Raw genomic sequence first — 17,768 nt, forward strand, 5'->3', positions numbered from 1 at the left:
TTTGGCCCCTTATAGCCTGTTCGCGGCGTGGTGGTGAAGCGGTTCATCGCCCGCGCATGACCATCACGTTTCCGGCGATCACCAGCGCCAGCCCGCCGAACGCGGTGAACGTCCATTCATAGCCTTCGAGCACGGTCGAGACGAGCAGCGCGAAGATCGGAAAGATCACCGTCGCATAGCCCGCCCGGCCCGAGCCGATGCGGCCGACCAGCGTCAGATAGGCGGCAAAGGCGATGACGGTGGAGACGACCGCAAGGAAGACGAGCGCGAACAGATATTCGGGCCGCGGGTCCCAGCCGAACGGCTTGCCCATGATCAGCGCCAGGACCGCGCACCACGCCGCGCCATAGACCATGCCCCAGGCATTGGCCGAAACCAGCGGGATTTCGGCGCGCCGCCGCGACAGCCGCGAGGAGATCAGCGAGCCGACCGAAAAGCACAGCGTGCCGGTGATGCACAGCGCCAGGCCGCGCGCCACGTCGGTATCGAACCCGCCCTCGGTAATCTTCGGCCAGAACATCAGCGCGATGCCGGCAAAGCCGATGGCGCCGGCCGCCACGGTGCGCGTCGAGGGCCATTCGCGATAGGCGAGCGCGGCCACGAACACATTGGTCAGCGAAGCGAGCGAGAAGACCACCGACAACAGCCCGCTGACCAGGAAGGACGAGCCGTAGTAGAAGAAAAGGAAATTGGTCGAAAAGATCAGTACGCCCATTGCAGCGAAGGCGGCATGCTCGCGCGCGGCAAAGCGCATGCGCCGGCCACTGGCCAGGGCCCAGACCAGCATGATCGCCGCGGCGAGCGCGAAGCGATAGGCGATCGAGACCTCGTTGGCGACCACGCCCGGCTGCAGCGACAGCGCATACCAGGAAAACGACCACGCCATCACCGTGACCGCGTATAGCCCGTAGTCGACGGGCGCGAACGGCGCTTCGTCCTGGGCGCGCGTGCGCGCGATGAGCGGGGCTTCTGGCATTGTGGAACGGCTCGGAAAAGGCGGCTTGGGGCTCGGTTCGAGCGGTCGCCTACGCCTATCCACCGAGCCGTGCAAGCCGATACTTGACCGGTTCGGGCGCGCCTGTGACAACGGGCCATGCCTGTCACCGCCAAACCGGCCGGCCCCGCGCCGGCTTCCAATGTCGCCGAATACTCGGTCTTTGAGATCAGCCAGGCCGTCAAGCGCACCGTCGAGGACACCTTCGGCCGCGTGCGCGTGCGCGGCGAGGTGTCGGGCTACCGCGGGCCGCACGCCTCCGGCCATTGCTACTTCCGCCTCAAGGACGAGCGGGCCACGCTCGAGGCGGTGATCTGGCGCGGTGCTTTCTCCAAGCTCGCCTTCAAGCCCGAGGAAGGGCTCGAGGTCATCGCCACCGGCCGGATGACGACCTATCCGGGCTCGTCCAAATACCAGATCGTCATCGACACGATCGAGCCCGCCGGCGCCGGCGCGCTGATGGCGCTGCTCGAGGAACGGCGCCGGAAGCTTGCAGCCGAGGGCCTGTTCGACGGCGAGCGCAAGCGCCCGCTGCCCTATCTGCCGCGCGTGATCGGCGTCGTCACCTCGCCGACCGGCGCGGTGATCCGCGACATCGTCCACCGCATCGCCGACCGCTTTCCGACCCATGTGCTCGTCTGGCCGGTGCGCGTGCAGGGCGAGACCTCGGCCGCCGAGGTTGCCGCCGCCATCGACGGCTTCAACGCGCTTGCGCCCGGTGGCCCGGTGCCGCGCCCCGACGTGCTGATCGTCGCGCGCGGCGGCGGCAGCCTCGAGGATCTTTGGGGCTTCAACGAGGAGATCGTCGTGCGCGCGGCGGCGCGTTCGCAGATCCCGCTGATCTCGGCGGTGGGCCACGAGACCGACACCACGCTGATCGATCACGCCGGTGACCGGCGCGCGCCAACGCCCACGGGCGCCGCCGAGATCGCCGTGCCCGTGCGCGCCGAATTGCAGGCCCATGTCGCCCAGCTCGGCGCGCGGCTCGCCGGTTCGGCGACGCGCGCTGCCGATGACCGGCGTGCGCGGCTGCGCGCGCTGGCGCGCGGCCTGCCGCAGCCCGACCAGCTTCTCGCGATGCCGCGACAGCGCCTCGACGGCCAGGAGATGCGCCTGCGCGCCGGGCTGGGCGCGGCCGTCGCCGGCAAGCGCGCCCGGCTCGATGCGCTTGGCGCGCATCTGTCGCCGGCCCGGCTGCGCGTCCTGCTCGATCAGCACCGCGCGACGCTGGCAAGGCTCTCGCGCGACCTGCCCCAGGCACTCTCGCGCGGCAATGCGCAGCGCCGCCGCGATCTCGAGTTCCGCGCGGCGCGGCTGACCACGCGCACGCCCCAGCGCCTTGGCGCGGAGGGCGCCCGACGCCTGACGCTGGCCACTGCCCGTCTCGACCGGGCGGCGGTCCAGACGCCCGGTGCGGCGCGCGGGCGGCTCGAGGAGATCGCCCGGCTGATGAAGTCACTGTCCTATGAGGGCGTGCTCGAGCGCGGATTCGCCCTGGTGCGCGATGCGTCCGGCGCGCCGGTACGCGGTTCGGCCGGCGTCAGGACGGGCGACCGCCTGTCGATCCAGTTCGCCGGCGACGACCGGCTCGAGGTGCGCGCCGATGGCCGCAGCGGCGGCCCGCCATCGACCGGCAATCCGGCAAGGGCCAGGGGTCAGGACGCGAAGAACGCGCAAAAAAGGAAGAACGGCCCGCAGGGCTCGCTGTTCTGATCTGGGAAATGGCGATGCTGTCGCGTCCGCAACGGACCCTTGCGGAACTGGTACGAGCGGGTGGATTCGAACCACCGACCTCTGGAGCCACAATCCAGCGCTCTAACCAACTGAGCTACGCCCGCAGATGCGTCGATCCGCCTGCCTCGCATAGTCGCGCGCGCCGCGATTTGCAAGCGTCGCGCCCGCTTCTGGGCGATCTATTTCGCCCCTTGCGGCGATAACCGGGGCGCCCAATCGCTTTGCAGGGAACCAGGCGCGGCACCATGCGGCCCGCGCCTGAAACGCGCAATGGCCGGGGTTACTGCGTCTTGAGCGCGCCCATCGCCTTTTCGGCGGCCGCCTTTGCCGGCGCGGTCATGTCTTCGCCGGCTTTCTGGTACAGGCCCTGCATGGTCTTGGCCGTGTCGACGGCCATTTCCGCCTGCTGGCGCACGAAGGCGCTTTGCAGTTCGACCAGTTCGGCCATCGACTTGACGCCCATGAGCTTTTGCATGTGGCCGAACGTGGTTTCGGTGTTGGCGCGCATGGTGTCGATGGCAGCCAGCGTGATCTTCGACGAATGCGCCTGCGCCGAATGCAGGCCGGTCTCGGCCTCCTTCTGCAGGTCCTCATAGACCGAACGTGCCTTGTCGAAGGCGGCTCTGGACTTTTCCATATTGTCCTCGGCCATGGCGCGGAAGCGCTCGACGTATTCGGCCGGATTGCCCATCTGGGCCATGGCGAACGCGTCGTCCGCGGCCTGCTCGGCGGCGCTGGTTGCGGGGTCGGGTTTGGTCTGGGTCGTCTTGGCCATGATTGCTGCTCCGGAACGGAAAACGGGACCGGACCCGGCTAGCAGGTTTCGTTGTGCAATGCAATATTTTTGTGCGCCGCACAACGACGTTAACCAGACTTGACTTCTTTGTGGCGCACGCGTGCCGCAAAACTGGACTCCGAACGCCAATGCCGCAATTAATGCTTTGTTAACAGATATTACCGTGGACGGGACCTTTCCAGGCACGGGCAAAGCCAAGCGATCATGACACGTCACTGGACGGAAACCTCCTTCATCGACATCGCCGTGCAGGATGGCGTGCGCGAGGCCATGCTGGCCGGCGAGGCCGCACTTGTGCTCGACCGGCCGACGGGCGCGGTGCGCTGGGGCAATGGCGCCGCCGCGCGCCTGTTCGGGCTCGGCGCGATCGGCACGCGTGCCGGCGACGCCGTGCCGGGAGCGGGCGCCGAAGTCGGCCTGCGTCAGGTCCGGGCCGTCCTGTCCGCGCTCGGCGAGGGCCCGCGCACGGCGCTGGTGCGCCTGCCCACGGGCATGACGACGCGGCTGATCAAGGCCCATGTGCGCGCCATCGATCTGCCCGTTGCCGGCAGCCATGCGCTCGTCACCGCGCCCGCCAGCGACATCGCCCTTGCCGAGGACGAGCGACTGGCGTTGGCGCTTGGCGGACTTGAGGGCGACGACGAGGCCGGTGCGGCGATCATCGACGGCGCCGGCCGCGCGCTGCGCGCCGGCACGCGGTTTGGCGCACTGGGCCTTTCCCAGCGCGCGCTTGCGCTGCTGGCCGAACAGACGCGCCGCGAGGACGACCGGCTGGTCAAGAAGATCGTCGAGGCCGGCAGCGACGATGGCGAACTGGCCGTCGGCGTCGGCCGGCTGGGCGATATGCCCGAGCGCTATCTGGTGGTTGCGCTGCCCGTCGCCGAACCGGCGGGCCGCGCCGAGGCGCCGGCCGCGCGCGGCGCGCTTGGCTGGCCCCGGCCGCAACCGGCGGATCGGCCGGACCGCCCGGCCTGGCGCGAGATGAGCCCGGCGTCGACGGCCGACACGGACGCGCCGCGTGCCGCCGAACCCGGTCCGACACGACCAACCGCAGAAGGTGAAGACATGGCCGAGCCCGACGTCCAGCAAGATGGCGATGAAGCCGTGTCCCGCACGACCGGGGATCGGGCGCGCGCGGAGGTGGCCGGCGCCAGCCCGGCGCCGCTGGCCGAGGCGTTCCCGCGCGAGGATTTCGCCTCCGGGCCGGTTCGCTTCGTCTGGAAGACAGATGCCCACGGCGTCTTCACGGACATGTCGCCGGAATTCGCGCGCGCCGTCGGGCCGGTGGCGGCCGATGTCGTCGGGCGCGGCTTCGACGACATCGCACGCGCCTACGATCTCGATCCGGCCGGCGACATCAAGGCGGCCTTGAGCCGTCGCGACACCTGGTCGGGCAAGAGCGTGCTCTGGCCGATCCAGGGCACCGATCTGCGCGTGCCCGTCGACCTGGCCGCCTTGCCCTATTACGACCGCGAGCGGGTCTTTCAGGGCTATCGCGGCTTCGGCATCGTGCGCATGGCCGATGCCGTCGTCGACGCTGAGGAGACGGGTCTGACGCTGACCGCGCCGGGCGCCGCACAGATGAAGGCCGATGAACCGGCCGCCGAGGCCGAGGCTTCCGGTGAGGCAGACGAGGCCGGAGCCGCTGAAGCCGCAGCAACCGCGGACGCCGCAGAATCAGCAAAAGCCGCAGACGCCGCGGAAACGGCCGAGCCCGCCGAGCCGTCGCACGAGCCCGGGGCGCTGGCCGACGAGCCGCCGGTGCTGGCCAGGGCGCCGGTCCACCCCATGCGCCGCCAGACCGACCGCATCGTCGACCTTCAGGAACGGCGCAACGGCGCCGTGCCGCCGCATCTGAGCAACCAGGAGGCCGAAGCGTTCCGCAAGATCGGCCAGGCGCTGGGCGGGCGGCGCGACAGCGCCGGCGACGCCGCGCAGGTGCCGGCGGCCGACACGGGCGATGCCCCGGCCGACACGGTCGCCGAATTGCGGCCCCTGCCGACCGCGCCTGCGACCGGCGACGAAGCGTCGGCCGAGCCGTTGGCGCACGCGCCCGCCGACAACGGCGAAACGGCCGACGGCACCGTTGAGACGGCGGTCGACGACGATGCGGAGCTCGACCGGACGCGGCTCGCGGAGCCGGAGGGCGATCGCGAAGGCGACGGGGAGGAAACGCCCGCGCCTGCCGTTTCGGGAATCGGCCCCGAAACGCTCGACGCCCTGCCACTGGCACTGCTGGTCGTGCGCGGCGAGGAGGCGCTCTACATCAATGATGCGTTCGCAGCGATGACCGGCGATGCCGACGTCGGCGCGCTCAATGCGCGCGGGCTCGACGCGCTGTTCGACGGCGCCGCGCCGCAGGCGGACGACGAGGAGGCCGAGGAGCGGCCCGTCGCGCTCGTCGATGCCGATGGCGAGCCCTTTGCGGCCCGTGCCCATTTGCAGATCGTCCCGTGGATGGGATCGACCGCGATGATGTTCGCCTTCGAGCCGCGCGACGTGGCCGAGCCGCCAGCCGACCGGGACGTCGCCGATGCCGATGATGCCGTGCCCGATGGCACCGCGTCCGGGCAGGAGCCGTTCGACCGGCCGCGCGCGGCGGTCAGCGATGCCGAGGTCAACGAACTGCGCGCCATTCTCGACACGGCCAGCGACGGCGTCATCGTCATCAACGAGGATGGCACGATCCGTTCGCTGAGCGGTTCGGCCTCGGCGCTGTTCGGCTATGCGGACGAGGAGATCGAGGGCAAGTCGTTCTCCTATCTGTTCGCCCATGAAAGCCAGCGCGCGGCGATGGACTATTTGCACGGGCTGTCCAACAACGGCGTGGCCAGCGTGCTCAACGAGGGCCGCGAGGTGCTCGGGCGCGAGCGCAATGGCGGCTTCGTGCCGCTGTTCATGACCGTTGGCCGGCTCGCGGCCTCCAACGGCTATTGCGCGGTGATCCGCGACATCACGCCCTGGAAGCAGACCGAACAGGCGTTGCAGGAGGCGCGCCGGCAGGCCGAGACCGCATCGAACACCAAGTCGGAGTTCCTGGCCAAGATCAGCCACGAGATCCGGACCCCGCTCAATGCCATCATCGGCTTTTCCGAACTGATGAGCGAGGAGCGATTCGGCCCGATCGGCAATGCCCGCTACAAGGACTATCTGGACGACATCAACCGCTCCGGCCGCCATGTGCTCGATCTGGTCAACGACCTGCTCGACATCTCCAAGATCGAGGCGGGCAAGCAGGAGCTCGAATTCGAGAGCGTCGCCCTGAACGAGGCGATCGCCGAGGCGGTGGCGATGATCCAGCCCCAGGCCAACCGCAACCAGATCATCGTGCGCTCGAGCCTGGAAGCCTCGGTGCCGCCGGTGGTCGCCGATCTGCGCTCGGTCAAGCAGATCGTGCTGAACCTTCTGTCCAACGCGATCCGCTTCACCCATGCCGGCGGGCAGGTGATCGTCTCGACGAGCTACACCGATGCCGGTTCGGTCGTCATGCGCATTCGCGATACCGGCATCGGCATGAGCGAAAAGGAGCTCGAAAGCGCGCTCAAGCCGTTCCAGCAGGTCGCTTCGGTGGGCGAAAAGCGCGGCGACGGAACCGGGCTGGGCCTGCCGCTGACCAAGGCACTGGTCGAGGCCAACCGCGCCGAGTTCGTCATCACCTCCCAGCCGGGCCAGGGAACGCGCATCGACGTGATCTTCCCGCCCGCGCGCGTGCTGGCGAGCTGACCGGCCGCCGGCGCAAAGAAATGGCCGGTCGAAGGACCGGCCAGACAAAGGGAACTGCTGTATGAACGAGTGTGCCGCCAATGCCCGTCGGACGGGGCATACAAGATGTTAACGGCACATTAAGCCGCGCACCTTAACGGTTCGTTACGGCCCGTGGTTAACGCGAGGTCGATCGCGTCCGGCGAGGCAACCGTGGTTAACGCTGCCGCGCATCATGCGCCCAGTTCAGGCCGGTCGGCGAACTGGGTCAGCGCCTCGGGGTTGGCCAGTGCCTCGATGTTCCTGACCGGACGGCCATGGACCACCTCGCGCACGGCCAGTTCGACGATCTTGCCCGACTTGGTGCGCGGAATGTCATCGACCGGCAGCACCACGGCCGGCACATGGCGCGGCGAGGCACCCTGCCGGATCCTTGTCTTGATCGCCCTGACCAGATCGTCGGTGAACGCCACGCCCTCGGCCAGCCGCACGAACAGCACCACGCGCACGTCACTGTCCCATTGCTGGCCGATGCAGATCGCCTCGAGCACCTCGGGCATCTGTTCGACCTGATTGTAGATCTCGGCCGTGCCGATGCGCACGCCGCCCGGATTGAGCGTGGCGTCGGAACGGCCATGGATGACGATGCCGCCGTTTTCGGTGATCTCGGCGAAATCGCCATGGCACCACACATTGTCGAAGCGCTCGAAATAGGCCGCGCGGTATTTGGCGCCGTCCGGATCGTTCCAGAATCCGATCGGCATGGAAGGAAACGGCCGCGTGCACACCAGTTCGCCCTTTTTGCCGGTCACCGGCCGGCCCGCCTCGTCCCAGACCTCGACCGCCATGCCCAGGCCCGGCCCCTGTATCTCGCCCGAATGGACCGGCTCGCCCGGAATGCCGAGCACGAAGCACGACACGATGTCCGTGCCGCCGGAGATCGAGGCCAGATGCACATCCGCCTTGATGCCCTCATAGACGAAGCCGAAGCATTCCGGCGAAAGCGGCGAGCCGGTCGAGGCGATCACCCGCACGCTCGCCAGATCGTGCGTGTCGATCGGCCCGAGACCCGCCTTGCGCACCGCGTCGACATATTTGGCCGACGTGCCGAAGAACGTCATCTTCTCGCGGTCCGCCAGGTCGAACAGCACGTTGCCGTCCGGGGCAAAGGGCGAACCGTCAAACAGCAGCAGCGTCGCCCGTGAGGCCAGCGCCGAGACCAGCCAGTTCCACATCATCCAGCCGCAGGTCGTAAAGTAGAACACGCGATCGCCGGCGCCGATGCCGCAGTGATAGCGCTGCTCCTTGATGTGCTGGAGCAGCGTGCCGCCGGCCGAATGCACGATGCACTTGGGAATGCCGGTCGTGCCCGATGAGTAAAGGATATAGAGCGGGTGGTCGAAAGGCAGCCGGACGAAGTCGACCGGCCGCGCCTCGAACGCGCCGAGCGCCGCAGCAAAGGCGCTCGCATTGGGCAAAGTGTCGGCCACCGCTTGCGCCTCGCCCAGATAGTCGACGACCAGAACGCGCCTGACGCTGGGCAGGTTCGGCACGATTTCGGCCAGCTTGTCCGCGATCGCGATGCGCTTGCCGTTGTACCAGTAGCCATCGCAGGCAATGAACATGACCGGCTCGATCTGTCCGAACCGGTCGAGCAAGCCCCTTGGCCCGAAATCGGGGGAGCATGAGGACCAGATCGCGCCGATCGAACTGGCCGCCAGCATGCCGGCGACGGCCTCGGGCAGGTTCGCGATCATCGCGGCGACGCGGTCGCCGGCCTTCACCCCGCTGGCCAGCATGACCTGCTGGAGCCGCGAGACCATGGCGTGCAGGTCGTCCCAGCTCAGCCGGCGCGTCACCTTGTCCTCGCCGGTGAACACGATCGCATCGCCATCGCCGGACCGGCGCAGCAGGTTTTCGGCGAAGTTCAGCGAGGCATCGGGGAAGAAGCGTGCGCCCGGCATGGCATCGCCGTTCTCGACCACGCGCTCGCCCTTGTGCCCGATCACGCCATTGTCGTCCCACACCGCCGACCAGAAATCCGCGCGATTGTCGATCGACCAGGCATGTAGGTCGCCATAGCCGGAAAGCGGCACGTCATGGCGCTCGGCGATGAAGCGCATGAACACGCGCATGGCCGACGCTTCGGCCATCGCCTCCGAGGGCGACCACAATGGAGTTGCCATGACCACGAACCCTCCTCATTTTCATGATCTTGTGTCTGGTAGGCAATCATGCGCCGGTCGGCAAGCGGTCCCGGCACGTCGGGCCCCCTGGCATCTGTCGAGGCTTGCCGCACCGAAAGGGCGCCGACGGCTTCCGGTGCGGCATATTTGTGGTAGATGGCCTCATGGTCGGTCGGTTGTTGCGCCTTGTTGCTGCGATGGTTGTCGTGCTTGCGGTCGCGGCGGGCACGGCGTGGGCGCTGCTTCCCTGGCTGGTCTCCTCGGAGACCGTGCAGACCGCGATCGAGCGCGAACTGGGCAACTTCTTCGGCACGCCGGCGACGCTGGGTGGCCGCACCGAGGTCACCGTCTTTCCCCGGCCCCGCGCCCGGCTCAGCGATGTCGCGATCGCCGCTCCCGATGGCGGCGACGCGCCGATCCTGTCCGCCGAGCGCCTCGAGGCGGAAGTGGGACTTTTCTCGCTGTTGCGCGGGCGGCCGCGCTTTTCCTCCTTCCTCCTGGTGCGTCCGCACGTGCGGCTCGTGCGCTCCGATACGGGCGCCATCGACTGGCGCTCGTCGACCGGCCGCATTGGCCGGCTGTTCGCCCGCCGCCATGCCGAGCCCGGCGACGACGCGCATGGCGAAGACGCCGGCGACCGTCTCGGCACCGTGGTGACCGAGCACGGCCGGATCACTCTTCTGGCCGACGATGGCGAGACGCTCGAGACGTTCACCTCGATCGATGCGTCCATCGTCTGGCCGCGGATCGACGCGCCGCTTTCGGTGTCCGCCTCGGGCATCTGGCGCGGCACGTCCGCCACGCTCGAGTTCGCCACGCAGTCGCCGGCCGATTTCTTCTTCGGCGAGCCGACCAAGACCACCGTCGCGATCGTTTCGGAGATCGCCGAGTTACGCTTTGACGGGGCCGCGAACCTTGGCGGTGGCCCCTTTGCCGACGGACCGATCGAATTCTCCACGCCGTCGATGCGCGGCCTGATGACCGTGCTCGACCGGCAATTGCCGGCAAGCCGCGCACTGGGCTCGGTCGATCTTGCCGGCCCGATGCGCCTGGCGCAGCAGCGCCTGCGTTTCGAGGCGCTCGACATCAGCGTCGATGGCAATGCCGGCACCGGCGTGCTCGAGATCGCCCTGCCGACGCCCGGCAGGTCGCCCTCGGTCACCGGCACGCTCGATTTCGCCTCGCTCGACATCGGCGCGTTCCTGTCCGCCTTCATCGAGATCCCTCATGGCGGCGGCGACAACAAGCCGGTGGGTCCGGGCTTCGTCGCCCGCCCCGACGCCGACCTGCGGGTTTCGGCGACCAATGCGCGCTTTGGCGAACTGTCGCTGACCAATCTTGCCGCCACCGCCCAGGTGACGCGCGATTCGGCGATATTCGATATCGGCGACGCCGAGGCCTATGGCGGTCACGCGCAGGCGCGTCTGCAGCTTTCCACCGAGCCCTATCCGGGGCGCGCCGAAGTCATCGTCTCGGGCCAGCAGGTCGACACGGCCCGCCTCGACCAGGCAATGGCGCTGCCGCGCGCCCTGCCGCGCGGCCTGGGCGATTTCTCGATCACGGTCAATGCGCCGATCGCCAGTTGGCGCGAAATGGCGCGCAATGCCCAGGGCAAGGTGTCGATAGAGATGACCGCCGGCGTCATGCCCGGCCTTGGCCTCGACACACTGATGAACAGCACCGGCACGACCCGTTACTTCTCGCTCGACACCCAGGCGCGGGCGCCCGGCTTTGCCAGCGCCAGGATCCATGGCGAGGTCCGCGACGGGGTGGTCTCGCTCGACGATGCGCTGGTGAGCTATCCCGACGGCAACGTGATGCTGCGCGGCATCGTCTCCCATGGCGGCAGCCTGGCCCTGACCGCCTTTGCCCAGCCCGCGCCGCCGGCCCAGGGCGAGGGGCTGGGGCCGCAGGAGCCGACGCGCTTTTTCATTGGCGGGTCGTGGAACCGGCCCTTTGCCACCCATGTGACATCGGCGCCTGAACGCCGGGATTGATCGCGGCCGCCGGCCCGCCTGCGCAAGGTCAACGCGCGGTAAACGCCATTGGCGGGCTTTTAGTCGATTTTTACGTTCTGCCGCGACAATGGCGCCGGTTTTCAGCGGCCTGGTTGTCGGTATCGGTGTTTCACGTCCTGTCCGTCGTCATCAAGATTGCCGCCGCTTCCATGCTCTTGGGGGCGGGGCTTTCCTATTTCGACGTCACCGCCGCCGAACTGCTCGCCCAGGCCGGGCTGACGCCCGAGCGCGTCGCCGAACTGGCCATTGCGGCGTTCGAATGGGCGCTGCCCAACATGGTCCTGGGCTCCATCATCATCGTGCCGATCTGGTGCCTGGCCTATCTGTTGCGCCCGCCGCGCGGGTGATTGCGCTCAGCGCGCCGCGGCGGCGCGGGCATCGGCGACCATGCGCCGCTTGTTGACCAGGGTCGCCGTGATCACGCCGATCGCCACCAGCCCGATCAGGATGGTCGACACGGCGTTGATCTCCGGCGTCACGCCGAGCCGCACCTGGCTGTAGATCTTCATCGGCAGCGTCGTCGCCCCCGGCCCGGACGTGAACGAGGCGATCACCAGATCGTCGAGCGACAGGGTGAAGGCCAGCATCCAGCCGGCCAGCACCGCCGGGAAGATCACCGGCAGCGTGACCTTCACGAAGGCCTGCATCGGGGTGCAGCCCAGGTCCTGTGCGGCCTCCTCCAGCGCCATGTCGAAGCTGACCAGCCGCGACTGCACGACGACCGCCACGAAGCACATCGAAAAGGTGATATGCGCCAGCGTCACCGTCCAGAAGCCGCGGTCCATGTCGATCGACACGAACAGCAGCAGCAGCGACAGACCGGTGATGACCTCGGGCATGACGAGCGGGGCATAGACCATGCCGGTGAACAGCGTGCGGCCGAAAAAGCGCGTATGGCGCACCAGCGCGATCGCCGCCAGCGTACCGAGCACGGTGGCGACGGTGGCCGCGGCGAGCGCGACGCGGATCGTCACCCAGGCGGCGTCCATCAGCCCCTCATTGCCGAGCATTTCCACGTACCACTTGGTGGAAAAGCCCGCCCAGACGGTCACCAGCCTGGATTCGTTGAACGAATAGATGACCAGCAGCACGATGGGGATGTAAAGGAAGGCGAATCCGATCACCACCGAGGTGATGTTGAACCAGCTCCAGCGGCCGCTCATTTGGCCTTCTCCTGGGCGCGTGCCTGGGCGTTCTGGAACAGCACGATCGGCACGACGAGCAGCAGCAGCAACAGGATCGCCACCGCCGAGGCGACCGGCCAGTCGCGGTTGGCGAAGAACTCGATCCACAGCGTGCGCCCGATCATCAGCGTTTCGGTTCCCCCGAGCAGATCGGGAATGACGAATTCGCCCACCGCCGGAATGAAGACCAGCAGGCACCCCGCCGCGATGCCGGGCAGGGCGAGCCGCGCCGTCACCTTCCAGAACGCGCCGAACGCCGTGCAGCCCAGATCGAGCGCTGCCTCGACGAGTGAATGGTCCATGCGCTCGAGCGTGGCATAGATCGGCAGGACCATGAACGGCAGGTAAGAATAGACGATGCCGATATAGACCGCCGTGTCGGTGTTCAGGATGGTCAGCGGCTCGCCGATGACGCCGATCCACATCAGGAACTGGTTGAGCAGGCCCTCGGGCTTGAGGATGCCGATCCACGCATAGACCCGGATCAGAAACGACGTCCAGAACGGCAGGATCACCAGCATCAACAGTATCGGGCGCAGCCTTTCGGGCGCCCGCGCCATGCCATAGGCCAGCGGAAAGCCGATCAGCAGCGTCAGGGCCGTCGAGATCAGCGCGATGCGCAGGCTCGACAGATAGGCGTTGCGATAGAGCGCGTCCTCGGCGAGCCACAGATAGTTGGCCGGGGATAGCTGCGACAGCGCCTCGAGGAATTCCTGCCAGCCCGCCGACCAGTCGAATTGCGGCGCATAGGGCGGCATCGCCAGCACCGGTTCGGACAGCGAGATGCGGAACACGATCAGGAAGGGCAGCAGGAACAGCGCCAGCAGCCACAGATAGGGCACGACGATGGCGATGCGCCGGAACGCTTCGCTGCCGCCGGTCCTGTTTGCCTGCTCCGGTTGCGCCATCGCCGCGCTCAATTCTCCAGCAAGAGACCGCAATCGGGCGTGAACGACAGCCAGACCCGCTCCTCGTAGCCGATCGGATCCTCGACCCCGCGTTCGGTGTTCAGCACGGTCGCCTTGACGATCGTGCCGGAGTCGAGCTTGACGTTGAACACGGTCAGCCCGCCCAGATAGGCGATGTCCCACACCTCGCCCTCGACGGCGTTGTGCTCCTGATCCGGCCTTTGCCGCGTCACCTCGATCTTTTCGGGCCTGATGGCGAAATAGGCATGCGCGCCGCTTCTGCCATGTGCGCCGGCGTGGGTGCGGATGGCAAAGCCGTCGCTTGCCGCCATGTCTGCCATCCCGTTCTCGATCGCGGTGACCCGCCCCTCGAAGGTGTTCACATTGCCGATGAAGTCGGCGACATAGCGCGAACTGGGCGCCTCGTAGATCTCCGCCGGCGTGCCGACCTGCCTGACCACGCCTGCATCCATAACCGCGATGCGGTCCGACATGGTCATCGCCTCCTCCTGGTCGTGGGTGACGATCATGAAGGTCAGGCCGAGCTCTTCCTGCAGGTCCATCAGTTCGAACTGGGTCTGCTCGCGCAGCTTCTTGTCGAGCGCGCCGAGCGGTTCGTCCAGCAGCAGCAGCTTGGGGCGCTTGGCGATCGACCGTGCCAGCGCGACCCGCTGGCGCTGGCCGCCCGAAAGCTGGTGCGGCTTGCGGCTTGCGAACTGCTCGAGCCGCACCAGCTTGAGCATCCGGCCGACACGTTCGGCGATCTCGCCCCTGGCCATGCCCTCCTGCTTCAGGCCGAAGGCGACATTGTCGGCCACCGTCAGATGCGGAAACAGGGCGTAGGACTGGAACATCATGTTCACCGGCCGCCGGTGCGGCGGCACGTTCTTCAGCGGCTGGCCGTCAAGGAAGATATCGCCGGCGGTCGGCTCCTCGAAGCCCGCCAGCATGCGCAAGAGCGTCGTCTTGCCGCAGCCCGACGGACCGAGCAGGGAAAAGAACTCGCGCTCGAAGACGTGCAGCGTCAGGTCGTCGACCGCGGTGAAATCGTCGAAACGCTTGGTCACGTTCTCGAACGCGATATAGGGCCGCGCCGACGAATCGGCCCATGGCGCGAACGACCGCCGCACATTGCCCAGCGATTTCATCGACGCGACCGTTGGCCGGGACGTCGACGCATCCTGCCAGTCCGGGCCCGACCTGCGCGCGCTTGTGTCGCGCCTGTCGCCTGGTCCCCGGCGCGGACGGGGGCGCGCGATCCCGGGAACATGTCCCGGGACGGCGGCAACGCGCCCGACAAGGCCGCTTCCCCCTACTGGCCCGTGGTGATCTTGGTCCAGGTCCGGGTCACCATGCGCTGTTCGCGCTGGGTATAGGGCGTGACGGTATAGAGCCGCTCGAGCGTCTCGTCGCTGGGATAGATCGCCGGATCGCCGATGACGTCCTCGTTGAGATATTCCTGCGAGGCCTTGTTGCCATTGGCGTAGTAGACATAGTTCGAGGCGCGGGCCATGACCTCGGGCCGCATGATGTAGTTGAGGAATTCGTGCGCTTCCTCGACATTTTCCGCGTCGGCCGGAATGGCCATGTTGTCGAACCACATCAACGCGCCTTCCTTGGGGATGATGTAGTCGACGGTGACGCCGGAATCGGCCTCGGCGGCACGGTCGCGGGCCTGCAGGACATCGCCCGACCAGCCGACGGCCAGGCAGATGTCGCCATTGGCGAGCGCGTTGATGTATTCGGACGAGTGGAACTTGCGCACCAGCGGCCGGATCGGCTCGTACACCTCGGCGGCCTTGGCCAGGCTGTCGGCGTCGCGTGCGTCCGGGTCCATGCCGGCATGGTTGAGCGCGGCGGGGATCATCTCGGCGGGCGCGTTCAGATGGTAGATGCCGCAATCCTCGAGCTTGCCGGCCACTTCCGGATCGAACACCAGATCCCAGCTGTTCAGATCGGCGTCCTCGCCGAGGCGCTCGCGCACCATGTCGACATTGATGCCGATGCCGGTCGTGCCCCACATGTAGTTGATCGCATATTCATTGCCCGGATCGTAGAGTTCGAGCCGCTCCATGATCACCGGGTCCATGTTCGAAAGATTGGGCAGGGCATCCTTGTCGAGCGGCTGGAACACGCCGGCCTTGATCTGGTTGGCCATGAACGTGCCGGTGGGCACGACGATGTCGTAGCCGGTCGAGCCGGCGAGCAGGCGCGTTTCGAGGATCTCGTTGGAATCGAACACGTCGTAGACGACCTCGATGCCCGTTTCCTCGGTGAAGTCTTCCAGGATCGCCTCGTCGATATAGTCCGACCAGTTGAAGATCTTGACCACGCGATCCTGCGCCTTTGCGGCGCCGGTCAGTGCGAACGCGGCGAGCGCCGTGGTAACCATGAGGGATGTCAAACGCATGCGAGAAGCTCTCCCGGATTGGTGTTCGTGTGCGGGGCGCGGCGCCGACCGGCGCCCGCCATTGGCCGAAACCTATTGGTCTTCACCGCGCTGCACAAGCGGCTTTTGCGCCCCGAACATCGCGGCCGGTCACAGATAGCTCGCGCGTTCGAGCGGCGAGATCTCGCGGCGGAACGCGGCGATTTCGGCATCCTTGACATGGCCGACAATGGCGGCGAGTTCGGCGCCGAGCGCGCGGCGCACGAAGGCGCTCGACCGGAAGGCGTCGAGCGCCACCGCCATGTCGGCCGGAAGCCGCGCGCCGTCATCGTCATAGGCATTGCCCTCGACCGGCGGCGGTGGCGGGCGTCGTGCTTGCAGGCCCTCGGCCATCGCCGCCAGTATCGCGGCCAGAACGAGATAGGGATTGGCATCGGCGCCGGCAATGCGGTGCTCGATGCGTCGGTTGGCCGGCCCACAGGCCGGTATGCGCAGCGCGACCGACCGGTTGTTCTCGCCCCAGACCGCCCGCGTGGGCGCATACGAGCCCGGCTGCAGGCGGCGAAAGCCGTTCCATGTGTTGATGAAGACGATCAGTGCCTCCTCCATGGTCGACAGCAGTTCGGCCACCGCGCCGCGCAGCCGCGCCTCGCCCTCGGCCGGGTCGGCGAAGACGTTCGCGCCGTTCTGGTCGAGCAGCGAGACATGCACATGCATGCCGTTGCCCGCCGCCTCGATGAACGGCTTGGCCATGAAGCTGGCGGTCAGCCCGTGCCGCCGCGCCGCCGCCGCCACCAGCCGGCGCAGCCTGATCACGTCGTCGGCGGCCGCCAGGGCATCGGCACGGTGCCGGAGATTGACCTCGAACTGGCCGGGCGCGGCCTCCTTGACGATCGTGTCGATCGGAAGGCCCTGCGCGTCGGCAAAGGCGCGGATGTCGTCGATCAGCGCCGCCCGTTCGTGCAGCGGGTCGACGCCGTACATGAGCTGGCGATCGGGCCCCGCCGCATCGTCGACCGGGCTGATCGCGCCCGTGTCCGGATCGGTTTCGACAAGAAAGAATTCGAGCTCGAAGGCGACCGAGGCGGCAAGGCCCATGGCGGCCAGGCGCTCGACACTGCGAACGAGCGCGTTGCGCGCGTCGCCGGCGAACGGCCGGCCGGCGGCATCGAAGGTGCGCAGCAGCACCTGCGCCGTGTCGCGCTCGGCCCAGGGCACCGGCGCCAGCGAACCGGGCACGGCGCAAAAGAAGCCGTCCCGGTCGCCCGATTCGATGTGAAGGCCGGTCGCCGGCACCTCGCGCCCCCACACGTCGAGCCCGTGGATCGACAGCGGAAAGTTGACGCCCTCGGCATAGGCCTTGCCGAGCGCATCGGCCGGCGCCCACTTGCCGCGCAGCACGCCGTTCGGGTCGACGATCAGGAGTTCGACCGCGGCAAGGCCCGGATGGGCGGCCATGAAAGCCTCGTATTCGGCGCGCTTGGCCGGCCTGTCGTGACGTTCCGGGGCTTCGCCGGGCGCTTGCGGCGTGTGCAGCAATCTGTGCGTGTCCTGTTGTTCGGGCGATCAACAAGAAGGCCTTTGCGAGGGCTTTGTCAATCGCCGCCGGCGCGGCGTGGCCAGACGCCCGGCGAGCCCGCGCAGCCGCGCCGCGATGCGGCTTGCTTCGTCCATGGCTTCGGCGAACCCGGTGCCGAACGCCAGGCCGTGCTCCTCATAGAAGCGGTCCTGTGCCTTCGCGCAGCGGCAATCGTCCCATGAGGGCGGCTTTTGGAAGATGGGCGGTGGCATGATCTGAGACATGAAAATCTCCCGTTGTTTTTCATGCCTGCAACATATTAGGCTGAACGTGCCCGT

General features: G+C 67.8%; 13 protein-coding genes and 1 tRNA gene. 4 read left to right on the forward strand and 10 right to left on the reverse strand.

What is annotated here, in order from left to right; translation table 11 throughout:
* Window positions 1–43 precede the first annotated feature (43 nt).
* Window positions 44–976 (reverse strand): DMT family transporter, encoded by a 933-nt coding sequence (locus tag RBB34_RS10545; protein ID WP_306119181.1) that lies wholly within the window; start codon window positions 974–976, stop codon window positions 44–46.
* A 117-nt stretch (window positions 977–1,093) separates the two neighbouring features.
* On the opposite strand from RBB34_RS10545, the gene xseA reads away from it, so the two are divergent.
* On the forward strand, window positions 1,094–2,707 hold the full coding sequence (xseA, locus tag RBB34_RS10550; protein WP_306119182.1) for an exodeoxyribonuclease VII large subunit: 1,614 nt from the start codon (window positions 1,094–1,096) through the stop codon (window positions 2,705–2,707).
* Window positions 2,708–2,755: 48 nt separating this feature from the next.
* On the opposite strand, the gene RBB34_RS10555 is transcribed toward xseA, so the two are convergent.
* Window positions 2,756–2,832 (reverse strand) — tRNA-His (locus RBB34_RS10555).
* Window positions 2,833–3,008: 176 nt separating this feature from the next.
* Window positions 3,009–3,503, reverse strand: a complete 495-nt coding sequence (locus RBB34_RS10560) for a phasin family protein (RefSeq protein ID WP_306119183.1) — start codon at window positions 3,501–3,503, stop codon at window positions 3,009–3,011.
* A gap of 225 nt (window positions 3,504–3,728) precedes the next feature.
* On the opposite strand from RBB34_RS10560, the gene RBB34_RS10565 reads away from it, so the two are divergent.
* A complete protein-coding gene (locus RBB34_RS10565) occupies window positions 3,729–7,247 on the forward strand; it encodes an ATP-binding protein (RefSeq protein ID WP_306119184.1) in 3,519 nt (1,172 codons plus the stop codon).
* A gap of 212 nt (window positions 7,248–7,459) precedes the next feature.
* Here RBB34_RS10565 and RBB34_RS10570 read toward each other — a convergent pair whose 3' ends face one another.
* Window positions 7,460–9,412 (reverse strand): acetoacetate--CoA ligase, encoded by a 1,953-nt coding sequence (locus tag RBB34_RS10570; RefSeq protein WP_306119185.1) that lies wholly within the window; start codon window positions 9,410–9,412, stop codon window positions 7,460–7,462.
* Between the two features lie 197 nt (window positions 9,413–9,609).
* On the opposite strand from RBB34_RS10570, the gene RBB34_RS10575 reads away from it, so the two are divergent.
* Entirely contained in the window at window positions 9,610–11,409 is a 1,800-nt protein-coding gene (locus tag RBB34_RS10575; protein ID WP_306119186.1) for an AsmA family protein, read from the forward strand.
* Between the two features lie 125 nt (window positions 11,410–11,534).
* Window positions 11,535–11,777: a DUF6460 domain-containing protein gene (locus RBB34_RS10580; RefSeq protein ID WP_306119187.1), complete on the forward strand. Its 243-nt coding sequence runs from the start codon at window positions 11,535–11,537 to the stop codon at window positions 11,775–11,777.
* Between the two features lie 6 nt (window positions 11,778–11,783).
* Here RBB34_RS10580 and RBB34_RS10585 read toward each other — a convergent pair whose 3' ends face one another.
* From RBB34_RS10585 to RBB34_RS10610, 6 genes are all read right to left on the reverse strand, one after another.
* The gene (locus RBB34_RS10585; protein ID WP_306119188.1) at window positions 11,784–12,593 is read right to left on the reverse strand and encodes an ABC transporter permease; all 810 of its coding nucleotides are present in this window, start codon (window positions 12,591–12,593) and stop codon (window positions 11,784–11,786) included.
* A complete protein-coding gene (locus RBB34_RS10590; RefSeq protein ID WP_306119189.1) occupies window positions 12,590–13,522 on the reverse strand; it encodes an ABC transporter permease subunit in 933 nt (310 codons plus the stop codon). The genes RBB34_RS10585 and RBB34_RS10590 overlap by 4 nt, the downstream gene beginning before the upstream one ends.
* A gap of 8 nt (window positions 13,523–13,530) precedes the next feature.
* The gene (locus RBB34_RS10595) at window positions 13,531–14,670 is read right to left on the reverse strand and encodes an ABC transporter ATP-binding protein (RefSeq protein ID WP_306119190.1); all 1,140 of its coding nucleotides are present in this window, start codon (window positions 14,668–14,670) and stop codon (window positions 13,531–13,533) included.
* Window positions 14,671–14,834: 164 nt separating this feature from the next.
* Window positions 14,835–15,914: a polyamine ABC transporter substrate-binding protein gene (locus RBB34_RS10600; protein WP_306119286.1), complete on the reverse strand. Its 1,080-nt coding sequence runs from the start codon at window positions 15,912–15,914 to the stop codon at window positions 14,835–14,837.
* A gap of 147 nt (window positions 15,915–16,061) precedes the next feature.
* A complete protein-coding gene (locus RBB34_RS10605; protein WP_306119191.1) occupies window positions 16,062–17,450 on the reverse strand; it encodes a glutamine synthetase family protein in 1,389 nt (462 codons plus the stop codon).
* A gap of 27 nt (window positions 17,451–17,477) precedes the next feature.
* Window positions 17,478–17,714, reverse strand: a complete 237-nt coding sequence (locus RBB34_RS10610; protein ID WP_306119192.1) for a hypothetical protein — start codon at window positions 17,712–17,714, stop codon at window positions 17,478–17,480.
* Window positions 17,715–17,768 lie beyond the last annotated feature (54 nt).

Source organism: Roseitalea sp. MMSF_3546 (assembly GCF_030732865.1).
GTDB lineage: Bacteria > Pseudomonadota > Alphaproteobacteria > Rhizobiales > Rhizobiaceae > Roseitalea.

What these genes read in the sequence shown, in the direction of transcription:
- RBB34_RS10545 (WP_306119181.1), bottom strand. Translation starts at nt 976, where the DNA reads ATGCCAGAAGCCCCGCTCATCGCGCGCACGCGCGCCCAGGACGAAGCG.
- xseA (WP_306119182.1), top strand. Translation starts at nt 1,094, where the DNA reads ATGCCTGTCACCGCCAAACCGGCCGGCCCCGCGCCGGCTTCCAATGTC.
- RBB34_RS10560 (WP_306119183.1), bottom strand. Translation starts at nt 3,503, where the DNA reads ATGGCCAAGACGACCCAGACCAAACCCGACCCCGCAACCAGCGCCGCC.
- RBB34_RS10565 (WP_306119184.1), top strand. Translation starts at nt 3,729, where the DNA reads ATGACACGTCACTGGACGGAAACCTCCTTCATCGACATCGCCGTGCAG.
- RBB34_RS10570 (WP_306119185.1), bottom strand. Translation starts at nt 9,412, where the DNA reads ATGGCAACTCCATTGTGGTCGCCCTCGGAGGCGATGGCCGAAGCGTCG.
- RBB34_RS10575 (WP_306119186.1), top strand. Translation starts at nt 9,610, where the DNA reads ATGGTTGTCGTGCTTGCGGTCGCGGCGGGCACGGCGTGGGCGCTGCTT.
- RBB34_RS10585 (WP_306119188.1), bottom strand. Translation starts at nt 12,593, where the DNA reads ATGAGCGGCCGCTGGAGCTGGTTCAACATCACCTCGGTGGTGATCGGA.
- RBB34_RS10590 (WP_306119189.1), bottom strand. Translation starts at nt 13,522, where the DNA reads ATGGCGCAACCGGAGCAGGCAAACAGGACCGGCGGCAGCGAAGCGTTC.
- RBB34_RS10595 (WP_306119190.1), bottom strand. Translation starts at nt 14,670, where the DNA reads ATGAAATCGCTGGGCAATGTGCGGCGGTCGTTCGCGCCATGGGCCGAT.
- RBB34_RS10600 (WP_306119286.1), bottom strand. Translation starts at nt 15,914, where the DNA reads ATGGTTACCACGGCGCTCGCCGCGTTCGCACTGACCGGCGCCGCAAAG.
- RBB34_RS10610 (WP_306119192.1), bottom strand. Translation starts at nt 17,714, where the DNA reads ATGTCTCAGATCATGCCACCGCCCATCTTCCAAAAGCCGCCCTCATGG.